15 protein-coding genes are annotated in these 17,360 nt (G+C 67.4%); 6 read left to right on the top strand and 9 right to left on the bottom strand.

All coding sequences use genetic code 11. From position 1 onward, the window contains the following. Positions 1-5: 5 nt before the first annotated feature. The 4 genes from kdsA to VGK20_07735 form a co-directional block, all read right to left on the bottom strand. On the bottom strand, positions 6-848 hold the full coding sequence (gene kdsA / locus VGK20_07750) for a 3-deoxy-8-phosphooctulonate synthase (GenBank protein ID HEY2773931.1): 843 nt from the start codon (positions 846-848) through the stop codon (positions 6-8). Further along, positions 848-2,539 carry a CTP synthase gene (locus tag VGK20_07745; GenBank protein ID HEY2773930.1) on the bottom strand — a complete coding sequence of 564 codons (1,692 nt, stop codon included), beginning with the start codon at positions 2,537-2,539 and terminating at the stop codon, positions 848-850. Before VGK20_07745 ends, kdsA begins: the two co-directional genes overlap by 1 nt. Then, positions 2,536-3,369 carry a 3-deoxy-manno-octulosonate cytidylyltransferase gene (gene kdsB, locus VGK20_07740; GenBank protein ID HEY2773929.1) on the bottom strand — a complete coding sequence of 278 codons (834 nt, stop codon included), beginning with the start codon at positions 3,367-3,369 and terminating at the stop codon, positions 2,536-2,538. The genes VGK20_07745 and kdsB overlap by 4 nt, the downstream gene beginning before the upstream one ends. Before the next feature lie 231 nt (positions 3,370-3,600). Then, on the bottom strand, positions 3,601-4,431 hold the full coding sequence (locus VGK20_07735; GenBank protein ID HEY2773928.1) for a matrixin family metalloprotease: 831 nt from the start codon (positions 4,429-4,431) through the stop codon (positions 3,601-3,603). Between the two features lie 187 nt (positions 4,432-4,618). On the opposite strand from VGK20_07735, the gene gmd reads away from it, so the two are divergent. Further along, entirely contained in the window at positions 4,619-5,620 is a 1,002-nt protein-coding gene (gene gmd / locus VGK20_07730) for a GDP-mannose 4,6-dehydratase (protein ID HEY2773927.1), read from the top strand. A 28-nt stretch (positions 5,621-5,648) separates the two neighbouring features. Here gmd and VGK20_07725 read toward each other — a convergent pair whose 3' ends face one another. Beyond that, a complete protein-coding gene (locus tag VGK20_07725; protein ID HEY2773926.1) occupies positions 5,649-6,359 on the bottom strand; it encodes a sulfite exporter TauE/SafE family protein in 711 nt (236 codons plus the stop codon). A 255-nt stretch (positions 6,360-6,614) separates the two neighbouring features. On the opposite strand from VGK20_07725, the gene VGK20_07720 reads away from it, so the two are divergent. The 4 genes from VGK20_07720 to VGK20_07705 are packed head-to-tail and all read left to right on the top strand — an operon-like array spanning position 6,615 to position 11,750. Continuing rightward, positions 6,615-7,298, top strand: coding sequence for a CerR family C-terminal domain-containing protein (locus VGK20_07720; protein HEY2773925.1), 684 nt, complete (start codon positions 6,615-6,617; stop codon positions 7,296-7,298). Next, the gene (locus VGK20_07715) at positions 7,295-8,443 is read left to right on the top strand and encodes an HlyD family secretion protein (protein HEY2773924.1); all 1,149 of its coding nucleotides are present in this window, start codon (positions 7,295-7,297) and stop codon (positions 8,441-8,443) included. Before VGK20_07720 ends, VGK20_07715 begins: the two co-directional genes overlap by 4 nt. Beyond that, entirely contained in the window at positions 8,440-10,137 is a 1,698-nt protein-coding gene (locus tag VGK20_07710; protein HEY2773923.1) for a DHA2 family efflux MFS transporter permease subunit, read from the top strand. The genes VGK20_07715 and VGK20_07710 overlap by 4 nt, the downstream gene beginning before the upstream one ends. Continuing rightward, positions 10,134-11,750 (top strand): efflux transporter outer membrane subunit, encoded by a 1,617-nt coding sequence (locus VGK20_07705; GenBank protein HEY2773922.1) that lies wholly within the window; start codon positions 10,134-10,136, stop codon positions 11,748-11,750. The genes VGK20_07710 and VGK20_07705 overlap by 4 nt, the downstream gene beginning before the upstream one ends. Positions 11,751-11,767: 17 nt before the next feature. Here the strand turns inward: VGK20_07705 and hemW are convergent, their stop codons facing one another. The 4 genes from hemW to ruvX all read right to left on the bottom strand — a co-directional run bounded on the left by hemW (position 11,768) and on the right by ruvX (position 15,585). After that, positions 11,768-12,994: a radical SAM family heme chaperone HemW gene (gene hemW, locus VGK20_07700; protein HEY2773921.1), complete on the bottom strand. Its 1,227-nt coding sequence runs from the start codon at positions 12,992-12,994 to the stop codon at positions 11,768-11,770. Between the two features lie 181 nt (positions 12,995-13,175). After that, positions 13,176-13,784: a transcriptional repressor LexA gene (lexA, locus tag VGK20_07695; GenBank protein HEY2773920.1), complete on the bottom strand. Its 609-nt coding sequence runs from the start codon at positions 13,782-13,784 to the stop codon at positions 13,176-13,178. Positions 13,785-13,937: 153 nt separating this feature from the next. Further along, positions 13,938-14,993, bottom strand: coding sequence for an endolytic transglycosylase MltG (mltG, locus tag VGK20_07690; protein ID HEY2773919.1), 1,056 nt, complete (start codon positions 14,991-14,993; stop codon positions 13,938-13,940). 169 nt (positions 14,994-15,162) lie between these two features. Beyond that, positions 15,163-15,585, bottom strand: coding sequence for a Holliday junction resolvase RuvX (ruvX, locus tag VGK20_07685; GenBank protein ID HEY2773918.1), 423 nt, complete (start codon positions 15,583-15,585; stop codon positions 15,163-15,165). A 371-nt stretch (positions 15,586-15,956) separates the two neighbouring features. Between ruvX and VGK20_07680 the strand changes: the two genes are divergently transcribed. After that, positions 15,957-17,342 carry a peptidoglycan DD-metalloendopeptidase family protein gene (locus tag VGK20_07680; protein ID HEY2773917.1) on the top strand — a complete coding sequence of 462 codons (1,386 nt, stop codon included), beginning with the start codon at positions 15,957-15,959 and terminating at the stop codon, positions 17,340-17,342. The last annotated feature ends 18 nt before the right edge of the window (positions 17,343-17,360 follow it).

Here is a 17,360-nt window from a genome sequence, read left to right as displayed (position 1 = left end):
CGTTATCAGGAAAGCGCAGCCGTGCGCGCGGAGTGGATGGCGAGGAGGCGGCGCAGCAGCGGCGCCAGGTCGGAAAGATGCAGCGAATTCGGCCCGTCGCTCAGCGCCTGGTCGGGATTCTCGTGCACTTCCATGAACAGCCCGTCGGTGCCGACGGCGACCGCGGCCCTTGCCAGCGCGGGGATGAAGCGGCGCTCTCCGGCCGACTTGTCACCGCCGCCGCCGGGAAGCTGCACCGAATGCGTCGCATCGAAGACGACCGGCGCGCCGGCCTCGCGCATGATCTCGAGCGAGCGGAAGTCACTGACGAGATTGCCGTAGCCGAACGAAGCGCCGCGCTCGGTCAGCAGGATGTTCTTGCCGCCCACCTCGCGCGCCTTGCCGAGAACGTTCTTCATGTCCCACGGCGCGAGGAACTGGCCCTTCTTGATGTTGACCGGCTTGCCGCTTGCCGCCGCTGCCTGCACGAGGTCGGTCTGGCGACACAGCAGCGCGGGAATCTGCAGCACGTCCACGGCTTCGGCGGTGGGCCCGACCTGGTAGGCGTCGTGCACGTCCGTCAGAACCGGAAGACCGGTGGCGCTTCGCGCGTCGGAAAGAATACGCAGGCCTTCGTCCATGCCGATGCCGCGAAACGACGCGTGCGACGTGCGGTTGGCCTTGTCGAACGACGCCTTGAACACGATCGGAACGCCGACCTCGTCGCTCACTTTCGCGAGCGCTTCGGAGTGGCGCATCACCGAGTCGCGCGACTCGATCACGCAAGGGCCCGCGATGAGGAAGAGGCGGCCGGCGCCGACCTCGACGCTGCGCGCGCCCCTGCCGATGCGGAACGGCTCGACCTCCATCAGACTTCGCTCTCCGAGTCCTCGCGAGCACCGACCACGCGAAGCCCGAGCCCGCGCAGCGGCGGCGTCTCGCGGCGCTGCTGCTTGTGCGCCAGCGCAGCCTTGATGAAGCCGCGGAACATCGGATGCGGATCCAGCGGCTTGCTCTTGAACTCGGGGTGGAACTGGCACGCGAGGAACCACGGGTGGTTCGCAATCTCGACCATTTCGACCAGCGATCCGTCGGGAGAGACTCCCGACAGCACCATGCCGCCCTTCTCGATCCGCTCGCGGTACGCGATGTTGAACTCGTAGCGGTGGCGGTGCCTCTCGCTGATCTTGCGCTTTCCGTACGTTCGGTGCGCGAGAGTTCCTTCCTTGATCATGCACGGATAGGCGCCGAGGCGCATCGTTCCGCCTTTTTGCGCCAGCGCCTGCTGTTCGATCATCAGGTCGATCACGGGGTGCGGCGTCTTCGGGTCGGCTTCCGTCGTGTGCGCGCCCTCGAGGCCGCAGACGTTGCGCGCGAACTCGATGACCGCCATCTGCATGCCGTAGCAGATGCCGAAGAACGGAATGCCGTTCTCGCGCGCGTGCCGGACGGTGAGGATCTTGCCCTCGGTGCCGCGTGGCCCGAAACCCATCGGCACGAGCACGCCGTCGGCGCCGAGGATTTCCGGGACGATGCCGCGCTGCTCGACTTCCTCCGAATCGACGTGGACGATCTCGACGGCGCACTCGTTGGCGATGCCGCCGTGCACGAGCGCTTCGTTCATCGACTTGTAGGAGTCGGTCAGCCCGACGTACTTGCCGACCATGGCGATGCGCACCTTGTCGCGGGGATTGTCGATCGTGTGGACGACTTTCTCCCAGGGCATGAGCTTGGGCGCGCCGGTCCAGATGTGCAGCTTGGTCGTCACGCGGTCGTGCAGGCCCTGCTCCTGCAGCGCCAGCGGCAGCTTGTAGATGCTGTCGATGTCGCGCGCCTCGAGCACGGACTTGCGGTCGACGTTGCAGAACAGCGCGACTTTTTCCTTGACCGCCTGCGACAGCGGACGGTCGCAGCGCAGCAGCAGGATGTCGGGCTGGATGCCGAGGCCGGTCAGCTCCTTGACGCTGTGCTGGGTCGGCTTGGTCTTGATCTCGCCGGCAGCCCCGATGTACGGAACCAGCGTCAGGTGCACGAACAGCACGTTTTCGGCGCCGGCGTCGACGCGCATCTGGCGGATTGCTTCGAGAAACGGAAGGCTTTCGATGTCGCCGACGGTGCCGCCGACCTCGCCGATCAGAAGGTCCATGCCTTCGGCGGCGGCGCGGATGCGGTTCTTGATCTCGTCGGTGATGTGCGGAATCACCTGCACGGTGGCGCCGAGGTAATCGCCGCGGCGCTCCTTCGTGATCACTTCGGAATACACGGCGCCGGTCGTCATGTTGTTGCGCCGGCTCATCGGCGTCGAGACGAAGCGCTCGTAGTGGCCGAGGTCGAGGTCTGCCTCGTAGCCGTCGTCGGTGACGTAGACTTCGCCGTGCTGGAACGGGCTCATCGTGCCGGGGTCGACGTTGATGTAGGGATCCATTTTCAGCATCGAGACCTTGAGGCCCGAGCTTTCCAGCAGTGCGCCCATCGACGCGGAGGCCAGTCCCTTGCCGAGGGCAGAGACGACGCCGCCGGTGACGAAGATGTACTTGGTGGGCCTTCCTTCGCTGCTCATGACGATGGCACCTCTTCGGCAGTCGCCGTCCGGCCGGTGCGGCGCGGGCCGGGCGGAGTGGGCGAGTCGGGCGAATCGGGATGCAAAGCCGCCAGCGCGCTGCGCGCGGCGGCCAGGTCTGCGGGAGTATCGACTTCGATCGGCACGGCGTCGCTGCGGCGCACGACTCCGATCGAAATGCCGTTTTCGAGCGCGCGAAGCTGCTCGAGGCATTCGGTCTTCTCGAGAGGCGTGGGCGCGAGCGCGGCAAAGCGCAGCAGCGTCTGGCGGCGGTACGCGTAGATGCCGACGTGGCGCATCGCACCCGCGTACGACGAAGGATCGGAGCGGTCGTAAGGAATCGGCGCGCGCGAAAAATACAGCGCCCGCCCGCCGCTGTCGCAGACGACCTTGACGACCGACGGGTTGTCCATCTCTTCGGAGCTCTCGATCGGCACTGCCACCGTCGCGAGCCCGAGCGCAGGATCGCGCTGCAGCATCTCGATGAGCTCGTCGACCAGCGTGGGGTCGAGAAGCGGAAGGTCGCCCTGGACGTTGACGAGGATTGCGCAGTCCAGGCCCGCGGCGACTTCGGCGATGCGGTCGCTGCCGCTCGGATGGTCGGCTCGGGTCATGACGACCTCGGCCTCTTTCGGCATTGCCGCGCGGACTCTCTCGTCGTCGGTCGCGACCAGCACCCTTTCGGGCAGGCGGGCCAGCAGCGCCCGTCTCCAGACGTGCTCGATGAGGGGTCTTCCGCCGAGATCGGCCAAAGGCTTACCCGGCAGTCTCGTCGACCCGTACCTGGCGGGGATGACGACGACCGCAACGTCGTTCGAAGACTCCTGCATGGGGAGGCGCGGCAGGGACCGCTCCGGACGGGTATACAGAGCCCGGCATCGCGAAGTCAAAGCGGCGCCGGCGCCGGAGCCGGGGCTGCGCACCGCGCTCTCGCTACTGCCGGCGCCGACACCTCGTGCGCGCGAAAAGTGCCATCGCGGCGCCGGCGAGGACCCGGTCTGCGCATCCGTCGCCGGAGCCGCCGTGTCGTGCGACGTTGTCCGGACGCGGGCCCGGCCCGATCAGAGACGGCAGCGCCTGCGAAGTGCCGCGAGGTCCGGCGCCGTGACGGTCGCGTGTTCCTGGGTGTGCAGTGCGTACATCAGCGAATCGGAATCGGTGCTGTGCTCGAGGCCGAGCGCGTGGCCGAGCTCGTGGGCGAGCACCCGCACCAGGTCGTCGCGATCCTGGAACTCGAAAATGTCGATGTGCGTTCCTTCGGAGTTGCGCGTGTAGAGTCCCTGCTCGAACTCGCGCCCCGAGTTGCGGTTGATCGCGGCGATGTCGGTGTTGATCGAGTCGGCCAGCTCGTTGTAACGACGGCGAAGCGTGTTGACGCGCTCCCCGAGATCGTTGAGGTCGTGGCGTTTCGCATCCAGGTCCATGCGCCCGCGGTCGAGCTGCTCGCGGCGGGCCTGGACCTGCACGTCGTCGCCCACGCCGGTCTGCACCTCCCGGTTGAATTCGTCGATCTTCGCGTTGAGCGAAGCTTCGGCTGCGCTGTACGCGGACTTGTCCGACTCGTAGCGCGAGTTGGCCGCGTCGTAGCGGCTTCGTGCATCCGCGGCCGAGGTGCTGGTCGAATCGATGTCGGCCTTGCGACGATTGGTGTCCTGCGTCTGGTCCTGGCGCGTGTCGAACTGGAGATTGACGACCAGCGTGGCTTTCTCGTCGTACTCGAACAGGTTCTGGCCGAGCGGGCCCTCCCACATCGCTTCGGCCTTCTCCAGCGCCGAGCGCAGCTCGCTTCGGGTGACCCGGAAGCGACCGTCGATGGTTCCGATGCGGTAGTGCAGCGGCGTGCCGCACGGCGCGAGGAATACCCTCAGCCAATAGCCGAGGAAAACGAGCATTGCGGCGAGCAGGATCGCGCCCCAACCCGCTCCGTGCCTGCCGCTGCCCATGCCTGACGAAGGTGAAGCGGACCGGCGAACAGGACAAGCCGGACTGCGCCAAAGCGACGGGCAGACTTCGCGCGGCCGGCCCCGACTCGAAATTTGACACCGTCCGGGCAGTGCCGTACTCGCGTCGGCGGTCGTCGTGGCAAAACGCGCGTTCATTACCGGAGTGACGGGGCAGGACGGGTCGTACCTGGCCGAGTACCTGCTGCGCCACGGCTACGAAGTTCACGGGCTGGTACGCCGCACGAGCACCGTGACGCGCACCAGGATCGACCATCTGTACGTCGACCCTCGAGAGCCCGGGGCGCGCTTTTTTCTGCACTACGGCGACATGACCGATGCGCTGAGGCTGCGCGACCTCGTCGACACGATCGCGCCGGACGAGATCTACAACCTCGCCGCGCAGTCGCACGTGCGCGTGTCCTTCGACGAGCCGGCGTTTACCGCCCAGGTGGACGCGCTCGGTGCCGTCAACCTGCTCGAAGCCGTGCGGCGCATGAAGAACCCGGCCAGGTTCTACCAGGCTTCTTCCAGCGAGATGTTCGGCAAGGTCGCCGAAGTGCCGCAGAACGAGAAGACGCCGTTCCACCCGCGCAGCCCCTACGGCTGCGCGAAGGTCTACGCGCATTTCCAGACGGTGAACTACCGCGAGGCGTACGGATTGTTCGCGGCCAGCGGCATCCTGTTCAACCACGAGTCGCCCCGGCGCGGTGAGAGCTTCGTCACACGCAAGATCACGCGCGCGGCGGCGCGCATCAAGCTCGGGCTGCAGCAGACCCTGGTGCTCGGAAATCTCGACGCGAGGCGGGACTGGGGCTTCGCGCCCGACTACGTCGAGGCGATGTGGCGCATGCTGCAGCACCGCGAACCCGACGACTTCGTGATCGCGACCGGCGAGACGCACTCGATCGCCGATTTCCTCGATCGGGCGTTCTCGCTTCTCGATCTGGACTGGAAGCGCCACGTCGTCACGGACTCGCGCTTCGAGAGGCCCACCGAGGTCGACATGCTGCTCGGCGATTCGTCCAAGGCGCGGCGCGTCCTGGAGTGGGAGCCGCGCACGCTGTTCGACGATCTCGTTCGCGTGATGGTCGAGAGCGACCTCGAGCTGGCCAGGCGCGAAGCTTCGCGCGGCGCCTGATTTCCACAGCTTTTTCCCGGCATTGCCGTTACGGCGCGAGCTCGCGCACCACGACGGCCAGCGCCGATGCGCTCGCGACCGCGAGCACGGCGGCGCGCGTGCGGCCGTCGTCGATCCAGGATCGCGTGAACGCCGACAGCGCAAATCCGGCCATCGTTGCCGGCAGCAGCAGCGAGCCGGCGAGCAGCTCGGACGCTCCGAAATGTCCCGCCAGCGCGAGCGCCGGGATCGACATCGCGCTGCCCAGCGCAAAGTACGCATTGAGCGTCGAGCGCAGCCTCGGTCCCTCGTGGTGCTGGTAGAGGAGCGCGACCGGCGGCCCGCCGATCGACGTCATCGTTCCCATCACGCCGGACGCGAATCCGGTGACGAGCAGGTTGCGCGTCGTCAGCGCAAGACGCAGTCCCGAAACGCTCAGCGCGACGGCGACGAGCACGAGCACGCCGAACACGACGCTCGTCTGCTTGTCCGGCAGCCAGGCCAGCGCGGCGGCGCCGAGCGCGACGCCGGGCAGGCGACCGACGAGGCCGAGGAGCACGCCGCGCCGGTCGATGCTCGACCTTTCGCGTACCGCTCCGGACAGCGACAGCAGAAGAGAGCTGACCATGACGGGTCCAGGCACGAGTGCGGGATCCAGCAGCGCCAGCAGCGGGGCCGATACCAGCGCGTAGCCGAACCCGACCGATCCCTGGATCCACGCGCTGACAGCGACGGCGAGGTGGGCGGCTAGCGGGGGCACGAGGCCATCCTGCCATGCCGGCAAAGCTTCGCAGCGCGCGGGCGTGCGCCCGGCGCAGGAACGCACGCCGCAGGACGGGTGATCGCGACCGGCGGTCCTTCCCTTGCCAGACTCGCCTTTTGGGGCGGTCCCGCTACCCGCGGTCGGCGGCGCGCCCGCGTTTGCACGATTCAAACAGATGTTTTAATCCGTCAAACAGGTGTTTGAATGAGTACGCGACTTTCGCGCAACCCCTCGCGCCGGCCCGCCCCTGCGGTGCGAAAATCCACGAAGGCCTCGCCCCCTCTGCCCGCGGCGCGGGCGCGCGGCGACGACGACTTTGCGAAAACCCACGGTCGCCTGCTCGAGGCCGCCGGCGAAGTGTTCGCGCTGCGCGGATTCCGCGAAGGCACCGTGCGCGAGATCTGCGGGCGCGCCGGCGCGAACGTCGCGGCCGTGGCATACCACTTCGGATCAAAAGCCGCGCTGTACGAGGCGGTGATGCGTCGCGCGCAGGAATATGCCGCCGAACGTTATCCGATCGCGGGACTCGGCGATGCCGCGGCCGTCGATGCTGAGGCCGCGCTCGGCCGCTTCGTCGAAACGCTGCTGCGCCGACTTCTCGATACGGGCCGCCCCGCCTGGCACGGCCAGTTGATGACGCGCGAGATGGCCGAGCCGAGCGCCGCGTTCCACATTCTTTCCGAGGAAATGGCCCGGCCGATGTTCGCCGAGTGCGCGGCGATCCTGGCCAGGCTCACCGGCGAAAAGGAGAGCAGCGAACACATCCGCCTTTGCGTCTCGAGCGTGATCGGCCAGTGCACGGTGCACCGCAATGCCAGGGCCCTGCTGAAGGTCATGCACCCCGGTGCATCGATGGACGTAGCGGTGCTCGCGAAACACATCGTGCGCTTTTCGCTGCACGGCCTCGGCGCCCGCAAGCCGCGGAGGCGGTCGTGAACCTGCGCGAGCTGCGCAAATCGGCGCGCGGGCGCGTCGCGCTCGCGGCCGTCGCGATCCCCGCCGGCATTCTTCTGCTGGCCGGCATTTTCCTGTGGGAGCGCTGGTCTGCGTGGGTTTCGACCGACGATGCGTTCATCGAGAGCCGCATCGTGCAGGTCGCGCCGTCGATCGCCGGGCGAGTGCTGACGGTCGCCGTGGAGGACAACCAGCACGTGCAGGCAGGGACGACTCTCGTCGAGATCGATCCGGCCCAGCCTCAGGCACGTCTGGACGCGGCGCGTGCCGATCTCGCGCTGGCGCGAGCGGCCGCCAGCGCATCGCGCGCCGCCCTGGAAGCATCGCGCACGACGACCGCTGCGGCGATGGAGCGCGCGAAGGCAGGACAGGCCGCTGCCGAAGCGAGAGTCACCGAAGCCGAAGCGGAAGAACAGGCAGCGGCGAGCCAGGCCGAGCAGGCCCGCGATGATCTTGCGCGCTACGCGAAGCTCGACAGCCGGTCGGTCTCCGAGCAGCAGCGCGATCTTGCCGCATCGACGTCGAAGGCGGCCGGCTCGAAGCTCGAAGCCGCCCGAAAGAACATCGCCGCCGCGCGCGCCGCCGTCGGCGCTGCGCAGGGAGACGTCGCATCGGCCGAGGCCGCACCGCACGAGATCGCCGTGCGCGAAGCGGAAGTGGCCAAGGCGGACGCCGCCATCGAAAAGAGCGGCGCTGCCGTGCACCAGGCCGAGATCGACCTTGCGTACTGCCACATCACCGCGACCGAGACCGGGCGCATCACGCGCAAGACGGTGCAGGTCGGCAACTACGTGCAGGTCGGCCAGATCATGTTCGCGCTGGTCCCCGACGAGCGCTGGGTAATCGCGAACTTCAAGGAAACCCAGCTCGGCGGCATCCGTCCGGGCGCCGAGGCCGAAGTACGTGTCGATGCGTATCCCGACGCGAAGTTCCGCGGCCACGTCGACAGCCTGCAGTCCGGCAGCGGATCGCGCTTCAGCCTGCTGCCTCCCGAGAACGCGACCGGCAACTACGTCAAAGTCGTGCAGAGGGTGCCCGTCAAGATCGTCTTCGACGAGCAGCCCGATCCTGCCGTCTATTCGCTCGGGCCGGGCATGTCCGTGGAGCCCGAGGTGAGGATTCGTTGAGCACGGCGGGAAGCATTGGCGGCGAGGCGCCCGCGGTGCCCGGCGATCCGGCCGCTCCGGCATCGTCGTTGCCGGCCGATGCCGCGCCGCCCGCGGGCGCAGAAGGCGCACACCCGGCGGCGTACCACAGCTACGCTCCTCACAATCCGTGGCTGATCGCGCTGGTCGCGACGCTGGCAACTTTCATGGAGGTGCTCGACACGAGCATCGCCAACGTGGCGCTGCCCCACATCGCCGGCAGCCTCGGCGCCGGCGTCGAGGACAGCACGTGGATCCTGACGTCGTACCTGGTGTCCAACGCCATCGTGCTGCCGATCAGCGGATGGATGGCAACCCTGTTCGGCCGCCGCAACTTCTACCTGACCTGCGTCGCGATGTTCACCGCCAGTTCCTGCCTTTGCGGCATGGCGCCGAACCTCGGGATGCTCGTGTTCTTCCGCCTGCTGCAGGGACTCGGAGGCGGCGGCCTGCAGCCGAGCACCCAGGCGATTCTCATCGACACCTTCCCGATCGAGCAGCGCGGCATGGGCATGGCGATGTACGGCATGACGGTCGTCGCGGCGCCGGTCATCGGTCCGACGCTCGGAGGCTGGATCACCGACAACTCGAGCTGGCGCTGGATCTTCTTCATCAACGTGCCCGTCGGGATCCTCTCGATGCTGCTGTCGTCGCGCTTCATCAGCGATCCGCCGTTCCTTCCGCGGCGCCGCCGCGGCGAGCGCGGCAGGATCGACTGGATGGGGCTCGGCGCGCTCAGCCTGGCGATCGGCGCCGGCCAGATGATGCTCGACATCGGCGAGCGCCGCGACTGGCTCGAGTCCGGCTTCATCCAGGCGCTGGCTGCCACCTGCGTGATCGGCTTCGTGTTCACCGTGTGGTGGGAGCTTCGCCAGAAGGAGCCGGTGGTGCAGCTTCGCCTGCTGAAGGACCGCAACTTCGGCTTCTCGGTGTTCATCATGCTGCTGTTCGGCTTCGTGCTGTACGGCAGCACCGTGCTGCTGCCGCTCTTCATGCAGACGCTGCTCGGCTACACGGCGCTGCTCAGCGGGCTGGCGGTTTCGCCGGGCGCTCTCGTCATCATGACGCTGATGCCCCTGGTCGGCTGGATGATCTCGCGCTTCGACCCGCGCTGGATGATCTGCTTCGGCTCGGTCGTGATCTCGCTGTCGCTGCAGCTCATGGCCGGCTTCAACCTGGACGCGGGCTTCTGGACGATCACGTCGGCGCGCATGGTGCAGGGCTTCGGGCTGGCGTTCCTGTTCGTGCCGGTCAACACGCTCGCGTATGCGTACGTCGATCCTGCCAACCGCGGTGCGGCCTCGAGCCTGATCAGTCTGGCGCGCAACATCGGCGCGAGCATCGGCATCGCGCTGATGTCGACGCTGCTCACACACCAGTCCCAGATCCACCAGAATTACCTCGTCGCGAACGCGACGCCGTACAATCCCGCGTGGAACGGCTGGATCCAGTCGATGTCCGGCGCGCTCGGCGCGCAGACGTCCGACCGCGTCGAGGCGGTGCTTCGCGCCGAAGCGATGGCTGCGCAGGTCGTTTCGGCGCAGGCACGTGCGCTCGCGTTCGTCGACCTGTTCCGGCTCCTGTCGATCGCATTCCTGATGATCCTCCCTGTTGTCCTCCTCATGCGGAAGCCGCCGAAGATTCCACTCGGTCCGGCCCAGGCGCTTGCCGAATGAAGTGCCGCTTTGCAGGAAAGGGCGCCGTGCTCGTGTTCGCCTGCGTGGCCGCCTGCGGCTGCATCGGCCCGTACGAGAAGCGGCCGGTCATCGAGACGGCGCCGGGCTGGGTCGAGGCGGACGGCTACGCGGGAACGGCTCCCGAAGACAGCCAGTGGTGGCAATCGTTCTCCGACCCGGCGCTCGCGCAGATGGTCGAGCGTGCGCGCACGGCTTCGCCGAGAATGCGCGAGGCTGTCGCACGCGTTCGCGAAGCGCGCGCGCTTCGTGCTGCGCAGATCGGCGAGTTCTTTCCGCAGGGGAATGTCGATGCGGGCTGGAGCAAGTCGCGCATCAGCCAGCACGGGTTCTTCGAAGCCCTTGCCGGTGCGGTGGCCACCGGTCCGGCCGGCGCGGTGTTCCAGCCCATCGGCCTTTATCAGCTCGGATTCGATGCGCAGTGGGAGATCGACGTATTCGGCCACGTTCGTCGCAGCGTCGAAGCCGCCGGCGCCGAGGTCGGCGCCGCGCAGGCGTCGGCGGCCGACGTCGAGCGCACGCTGATGGCCGAGACGGCGCGCGAAGTGATCGAGCTTCGCAGCTTCGACGAGAGGCTGAGGATCGCCGCCGAAAACAGCGAGTCGCAGCGCGAGACCCTCGACGTGCTGCGCGACCGCCGCAGGGTCGGCATCGCCAGCGACGCCGACGTCGCACGCGGGGACGCCCAGCTTTCTGCGACGGAGTCGGTTGCGGCGATGCTGCGCGGCCAGCGCGCCGCGTCCCTGCATCGCCTCGAGACGCTCGTCGCCGCCAGCCCCGGAACGCTGGACGCCGACCTTGCCGGGAAGAGCGAAATCCCGCAGCCGTCGGTTCTTCCCGCCGCCGGGCTTCCGTCCGAGCTGCTGCTGCACCGGCCCGACATCGCGCATGCCGAACGCGAGCTGGCAGCGGCCACCGCACGCGCCGGCGTCGCCCGCACCGAGCTGCTGCCGCGCTTTTCGCTGACCGGCAGCTTCGGCGTGCAGAGCCAGAACTCGAGCGACCTGCTGACGAGCGAGAGCCGCTTCTGGTCCGTCGGACCCGGCGTGCAGTGGCCGATCTTCAGCGCAGGCCGCCTCTGCAATGCCGTCAAGGCTGCCGACGCGAGGACCGAAGCGGCGGCTGCGCGTTACGAGAGCGCGGTGCGCCAGGCGATCGCCGAAGTGGAAACCGCGATGGCCGGGCTCGTTCACGAGCGCGAGCGGGAGCAGGCTCTTCGCCGCGCGGCCGATGACGAGGCGCTTGCGGCCGCCGCCAGCCGCGATCTTTACAAGAGCGGCCTCACCGACTTGCTGCACGTGCTCGACGCCGAGCGATCGCGCTACATTGCCGAGGACGAGCTTGCCGGCAGCCGCACCCGCGTCGCCGAGCAGGCGATCGCACTTTACAAGGCACTCGGCGCCGGCTGGAGCGCCGACGCGGCGCCGGGCAACAGCGCATCGGGGTCAGGCACCGGCGGTGCGGGACCAGGCGCCGTCGCTGCCGGCGCGAGCAATGCAGGGACGAAGGGCGCCGGTGAAAACACGTCCGGCAAGGGCACCAACGCACCCGCCGGCGTAGCGGCCACTCCCGCTGCACCTTCTCCCGGCGCCTGAGCGCGACGCCGCAGCGCTTACGCCAGAAGGCGCGGGATCACCGCGTCGGCGATCTCGAGACCTCGCGTCGTCAGCTTGAACGCCTCGCCGTGCCTTTCGATGAATCCGCCGACGACGAAGTCGCGAAGGGACGGCACCGCGGCCTCGAGCGCAATGCCGAACTGCTGCAGGAACGACTGCGCATCGACTCCGCGCGACAGCCGCAGCCCGACCATCAGGTACTCGGCGATGGCCATTTCGCGGGTCAGCCTCTCTTCGCTCGCGTGCCAGGCGCCGTCGGCCGCCGACATGAACAGCTCGGGAAGGCGCAGGTTCGCGTAACGTCGCCCCCACGACTGCGCCGGTGCTGTGGATGGGCTTGGAGACAGGCTTGGAGATGCGCCGGCAGCGGGGCCCGCGGCCGCGCCGTCCGAGCAGAAACCGTGGGCCCCGGCGCCGAGGCCGAGGTAATCGCGCCAGGTCCAGTACGCAAGGTTGTGGCGGCACTGGCGTCCGGGCCGCGCGTAATTGGAGATCTCGTAGGCCGCCAGTCCGGCCTGCGCGAACGTTTCGCGCGCCAGGTGGAACATCGAGAGCTCGGTGTCCTCGTCCGCCGCGACCACCAGCCCGGCCTTTTTCATCCCCGTCATCGGCGTGCCGTCTTCGTAAGTGAGGCAGTACGCCGAAACGTGCTCGCTGCCGAGCGAGATGGCGGCGTCCAGGTCGCTTCGCCAGTCGGCAATGCTCTGGCCGGGAATGCCGTAGATCAGGTCGCACGAGATGTTGTCGAAGCCGGCACGGCGCGCGGCACCGAACGCATCGCGCGTCTCGTCGCTCGAGTGGATGCGACCGAGAGTCGCAAGGTGCTGCGCGTTGAACGATTGCGCACCGAAGCTGATGCGGCTCACGCCCGCACTTCGAAACCCGCGCAGCTTGTCTTCGCCTCCGCCTTCGAGAGTGCCGGGGTTGGCTTCCAGCGAAATCTCGGCATCGGCCTGGATGCCCCAGAGCCTGTCGAACGTCGCGAGCAGCGTCGCGATCGTCGCAGGCGAGAACAACGACGGAGTGCCGCCGCCGAAGAACACGGTCTCGATGCGCCTGCCTCGCCACGCATCCGAACGCGCCGCAAAAGCCGCCTCTCGCCCGAGCGTCTCGGCGTAGCGCTGCTCGGGCATCGAATGGACGACGTACGTGTTGAAGTCGCAGTAAGGACAGCGGCGGCTGCAGTACGGAAGGTGGACGTAGACGGAGAAAGACTCAGGCATCGGCGAGCGCCCTGCATTGCACGCGCAGCCCTCGGCGCGCAAGGCGGGCACGAAACAGGCCGCCGAACCGGGCAACCTGCACGGGAGAGCCCGCAGGTTGCGGAAAAACCCTGCAGCGAGGCTTTTGCGCAACCTGCCGGGACGGACCGGCGGCGCCGAACGTGCGGCCGTAGCCTGGCGGTCAGTGGTAGCGGCGCACCAGTCCGACCACCGCTCCGCGGATTCTCAAATCTCCGCCTTCGACGACGATCGGCTTGTACGCGGCATTGGAAGGCTGCAGCCGGACGCTGCCGTTCTTCTCGCGGTAGTACCGCTTGACGGTGGCCTCGCCGTCGATGGTCGCGACGACGACGTCGCCGTTGCGAGGGTCTGCCCTCTCCTCGATGACGATGAGATCGCCGTCGAGAATTCCTTCTTCCATCATCGAGTCACCGGCCACGCGCAGCGCGTAGCTGTCGCGCTTTCGCACGAGCGACTCGGGCACGTCGATGGTATCCTTGCTCTCGATCGCTTCGATCGGACGGCCGGCGGCGACGCGGCCGAGAAGCGGAATCGTCACGGACGCGGGGCGTCGCCTGTCGTCGGTGACTTCGATCGCGCGGCTGTGGTTCCACTTGCGGCGGATCAGCCCTTTCGTTTCCAGGTTGGAAAGGTGCTTGTGGACTGTCGCCATCGAGCGAAGCGCAAAGCGCTCGCCGATTTCCTCGAGGGTAGGGGCGTAACCGTTCTCGGCGATGCTCTGCTCGATGTAGTCGAGAATTTCTTTCTGCCGCTTGGTCAGTGTGGCCACCGCGTTTCTCCTTTTCGCAACTTCCGTTGCGCAACTCCCGTTCGACCGGCCTGCGGCGAAATTCGCACAGCCGGTGATCTGGTCGGCCCCATTCCACGCCCCACGACTTCGACCCCGTCAACCCTAGGCGAACATGAGGCGAATCTCAAGTGCTCAGCGAAGCTGCCATCGACGCACGGCCCGATTGTGGTCTTCCAGGCTCATGTTGAACTCGTGGGACCCGTCCCCGCGGGCCACGAAATACAGGTCGCGGGACTTGTCCGGGGCCAGCACGGCCTGGATCGAGGCCTTGCCCGGATTGCAGATCGGGCCGGGCGGAAGGCCCCTCCTCATATACGTATTGTACGGCGTGGCGGTCGTCAGGTGGGCACGCGTCAGGTTGCCGTCCCATGGGGCGCCGGAGTCGATGACGCCGTAAATGACGGTCGGATCGGTCTGCAGCGGCATGCCGTCGCGCAGACGGTTGTAGAAGACGGCTGCGATGTGGGGCCTTTCCGAGGCCAGCGCCGTCTCTTTCTCGACGATCGACGCCAGCGTGACGACGGCGGCGACGCGAGACGCTTCGTCGCCGCCCGCCGCCGCCGCGGTGAGCTCGGCGGGAAGCGACGGCGAGGCGGCGATCAGGGGATCGACGACCTGGTGGAAGCGCTTCCATTGGAGATCGACGACGTCGCCGGCCGACATCCCCGGCACGAGGTCGTAGGTATCCGGGAAAAGGAAGCCCTCGGCGCATCCGGCCGACGACGGCGAGCCCGCCAGCCGCTTCATCTCGTCGGAGCAGGCCACCGCCAGATAAGCGGAAGCGGACACCGCGCCGGCCTGTTCGAGCACGGCGCCGGCATCGCGCAGCGTCAGCCCTTCGGGAATCGTCACCTTGAGGATCGGCTTCGGTGTTCTCGCGAGCTCGGCCAGCACCGACTCGAGCGTCACCGTGCCGGTGAACTCGTGACGACCGTGCTTGATCGCGCGGTCGGTGCCTTTCCAGAACGCGGCGCCGAGGAACACTCTCTCGCTGCCGATCAGACCTGACTCGTACAGGTGCGCGGCGACGTGGCGCAGGCTCTCGCCGGGCAGCACGTCGAATTCCACCTTGCCGGCAAGCTCGACGCTGCGAGCAAGCTCTTCCTTTATGACAACGGTGGCAGTGACGGCGGCCGCGCCGAATGCGACAACGACGACGGCCGTGAAGATGGCGAGCGCCCGTCTCATCGGCCGGCAGATGGAGCGCGATGCGAGGGGCGGCCCATGGTGACGTGCGACAAAAGGTGGAGACCGATGCGCAGGCGGCGGCGTGACGAGGTGGTTGTAGTGGCGAGCTTCACTGCCGTCGCGGCAAGCGGCCGCGCGGATTGGAAATTCGGCGGGGAAGTGGCCGCGTTCACGGGCGGGGCTGGGAGTCGAGCCAGGCCTGCAGGATCAGAGCGGCGGCCACCCGGTCCCGGACTTCCCTGCGGCGATTTCGCCGCATCCCGGTCTCCAGAAGCATCCTCTCGCCCTCGGCACTGGTCAGTCTTTCGTCCTGGAACACCAGCTCCCGGCCGGTCTCGACGACGAACCTCTTGCAGAAGTGGCGGACGCGGTCGGCCTGCTCGCCCTCGGTGCCACGAGGGTTAAGTGGCAGTCCTGCAATGATTTTTTCGACATCGTACGGCTCGAGCATGCGCTGGATTGCCGCGCAGTCGGCGGCCATCGAGCGCCTTTCGACGGTTCCCAGGGGCTGGGCAGTAAGCCGCAGCGCGTCGCTTACAGCCACGCCAATACGCTTGTCTCCCACGTCCAGTGCGGCTAGCCTGCGGCGCATTCGATTGAGGACCGGGTCCTGGGGCGAACGACGGATTGTGGACCCTGACTCCTTACGCTGCGGTCCAGAGTAACGATGCGAGCCGGGCGGGCAATCCCGCCGGGTTTAGTGGGGTCGGTCCCCGGCACAGGGGTCCGCATTGACAGGCTGGTTACTGGTAGGCAACGTAACTTGAACTTGAACGTAACGACGTTCGCGGACTTCCGGCCGAGCGGGCTGTGGTCCAGCGTGGGGTGCGGCTGATGATGGTGGGAACGCTGGGACGGCCGCCGCGGGGCGGTGATGTTGGGCCTGGGCGACTGATCGCCCTCGGCCTGGTCGTCAGCATGGTCTCCTTCGCGGGATTCCGTGTAACGACCGATACCAAACCCATGCCGCCCGCCGACGCGACTTCGTCGGCGACGGGCCCGCAGGAAGTCGTATCGGCTTCGGTTCCTTCTCTTCTTCCTTCTGTTCTTTTCCCCAGCCTCACCAACACCGACCCGAACATCGAGCTTTCGACTACCAGTCCGATCGCAGCTCCCGAGCCGCCTATGCCGGGCCCGGTCGTCTCGTCGGCCGGCACGCCGTCCACGATCGATACCATCGACGCGCTTTCCGACATTCCCGAGTTCCGCGACATCGAGCACCGCTTCGCCACCGGCGAGACCTTCGCACAGGTGCTGGCCGAGAACGGCGTCAGCAACGACAAGGCTGCCGCGTGGATCAAGGCTTCCAGCCGCATCTACGCGCTGAGCCAGATCCACCCCGGCCAGAACCTCGCGATGCGCGTCGACGTCGCAGCCGCCGACCTCGTCTCGATGAAGCTCGACATCGACGTGATGAGCTACATCGTCGCGCGCCGCAAGGACGGAGACGTCGTCGCCGAGCGCGAGTCGGTCGAGATGGGCCGCGTCCGTCGCGTGGTCGAAGGCACGATCGACAGCAGCTTCTACGCGAGCGCCGCGCGCGCCGACGTTCCAGACGAGATCATCTCGGAAGTGGCCGAAGTGCTCGGCTGGGATCTCGACTTCGAGAAGATCCAGGCCGGCAGCCGCTTCAGCGTCCAGTTCGAAGAGCTGCGAAATCCGGACGGAGCCGGCACCATTCCCGGCCAGCTGCTGGCCGTGCGCATCACCGAGGTGAGCGGCAAGATTCACGAGGGCATCTGGTACCAGCAGCCCGGCGAGAAAAACGGCAGTTTCTACACATCCAAAGGCCAGGCCCTCGGCCGCGATTATCTGCGCTTCCCGGTCTCCTTTACGCGCATCTCCTCGACCTTCTCGTTCGCCCGCCTCCATCCGATTCTCAACACGACGCGTCCTCACTACGGAGTCGACCTCGCGGCGCCGACCGGCACGCCGGTGCATGCGGTAGCCGACGGCATCATCGAGATGGCAAGCTGGTACAGCGGCTACGGCCGCTACATCCAGATGCGGCACGACGACACGTACGAATCGGGCTACGGGCACCTTTCGCGCTTCGCATCGAACATCCGGCCCGGCGCTACGGTGCGAAAAGGCGACGTGATCGGCTACGTCGGCTCGACCGGCCTGGCCACCGGCCCTCACCTTCACTACGTGATGTACAAGAATGACCACTACATCGATCCGCTGAGCGCGGCCGCGCCTCGCTCGCACTCGCTGAGTGGAGTTCCGGCCCGTCGCTTCTCCGACCTCGTACGGAAGGTCGACGCAGCCTACGCAGCGGCCGACCGCGCCGGCGGAACGCTGGTGCTCGCTTCCGAAGCATCGCAGTCCGACACCTCGGTCGACTGAGTTCCTCCTCCTGAAAAT

The organism is Candidatus Binatia bacterium (assembly GCA_036493895.1).
Taxonomy (GTDB): domain Bacteria; phylum Desulfobacterota; class Binatia; order UBA1149; family CAITLU01; genus DATNBU01.
This window is presented reverse-complemented; position numbering and strand designations above follow the sequence as displayed.

Bases quoted from the DNA above. Each gene is read 5' to 3' on its own strand.
- hemW (HEY2773921.1), bottom strand. From the start codon at position 12,994: ATGCCTGAGTCTTTCTCCGTCTACGTCCACCTTCCGTACTGCAGCCGC.
- VGK20_07705 (HEY2773922.1), top strand. From the start codon at position 10,134: ATGAAGTGCCGCTTTGCAGGAAAGGGCGCCGTGCTCGTGTTCGCCTGC.
- mltG (HEY2773919.1), bottom strand. From the start codon at position 14,993: ATGAGACGGGCGCTCGCCATCTTCACGGCCGTCGTCGTTGTCGCATTC.
- ruvX (HEY2773918.1), bottom strand. From the start codon at position 15,585: ATGCGCCGCAGGCTAGCCGCACTGGACGTGGGAGACAAGCGTATTGGC.
- VGK20_07680 (HEY2773917.1), top strand. From the start codon at position 15,957: ATGCCGCCCGCCGACGCGACTTCGTCGGCGACGGGCCCGCAGGAAGTC.
- VGK20_07745 (HEY2773930.1), bottom strand. From the start codon at position 2,539: ATGAGCAGCGAAGGAAGGCCCACCAAGTACATCTTCGTCACCGGCGGC.
- kdsA (HEY2773931.1), bottom strand. From the start codon at position 848: ATGGAGGTCGAGCCGTTCCGCATCGGCAGGGGCGCGCGCAGCGTCGAG.
- VGK20_07735 (HEY2773928.1), bottom strand. From the start codon at position 4,431: ATGCTCGTTTTCCTCGGCTATTGGCTGAGGGTATTCCTCGCGCCGTGC.
- kdsB (HEY2773929.1), bottom strand. From the start codon at position 3,369: ATGCAGGAGTCTTCGAACGACGTTGCGGTCGTCGTCATCCCCGCCAGG.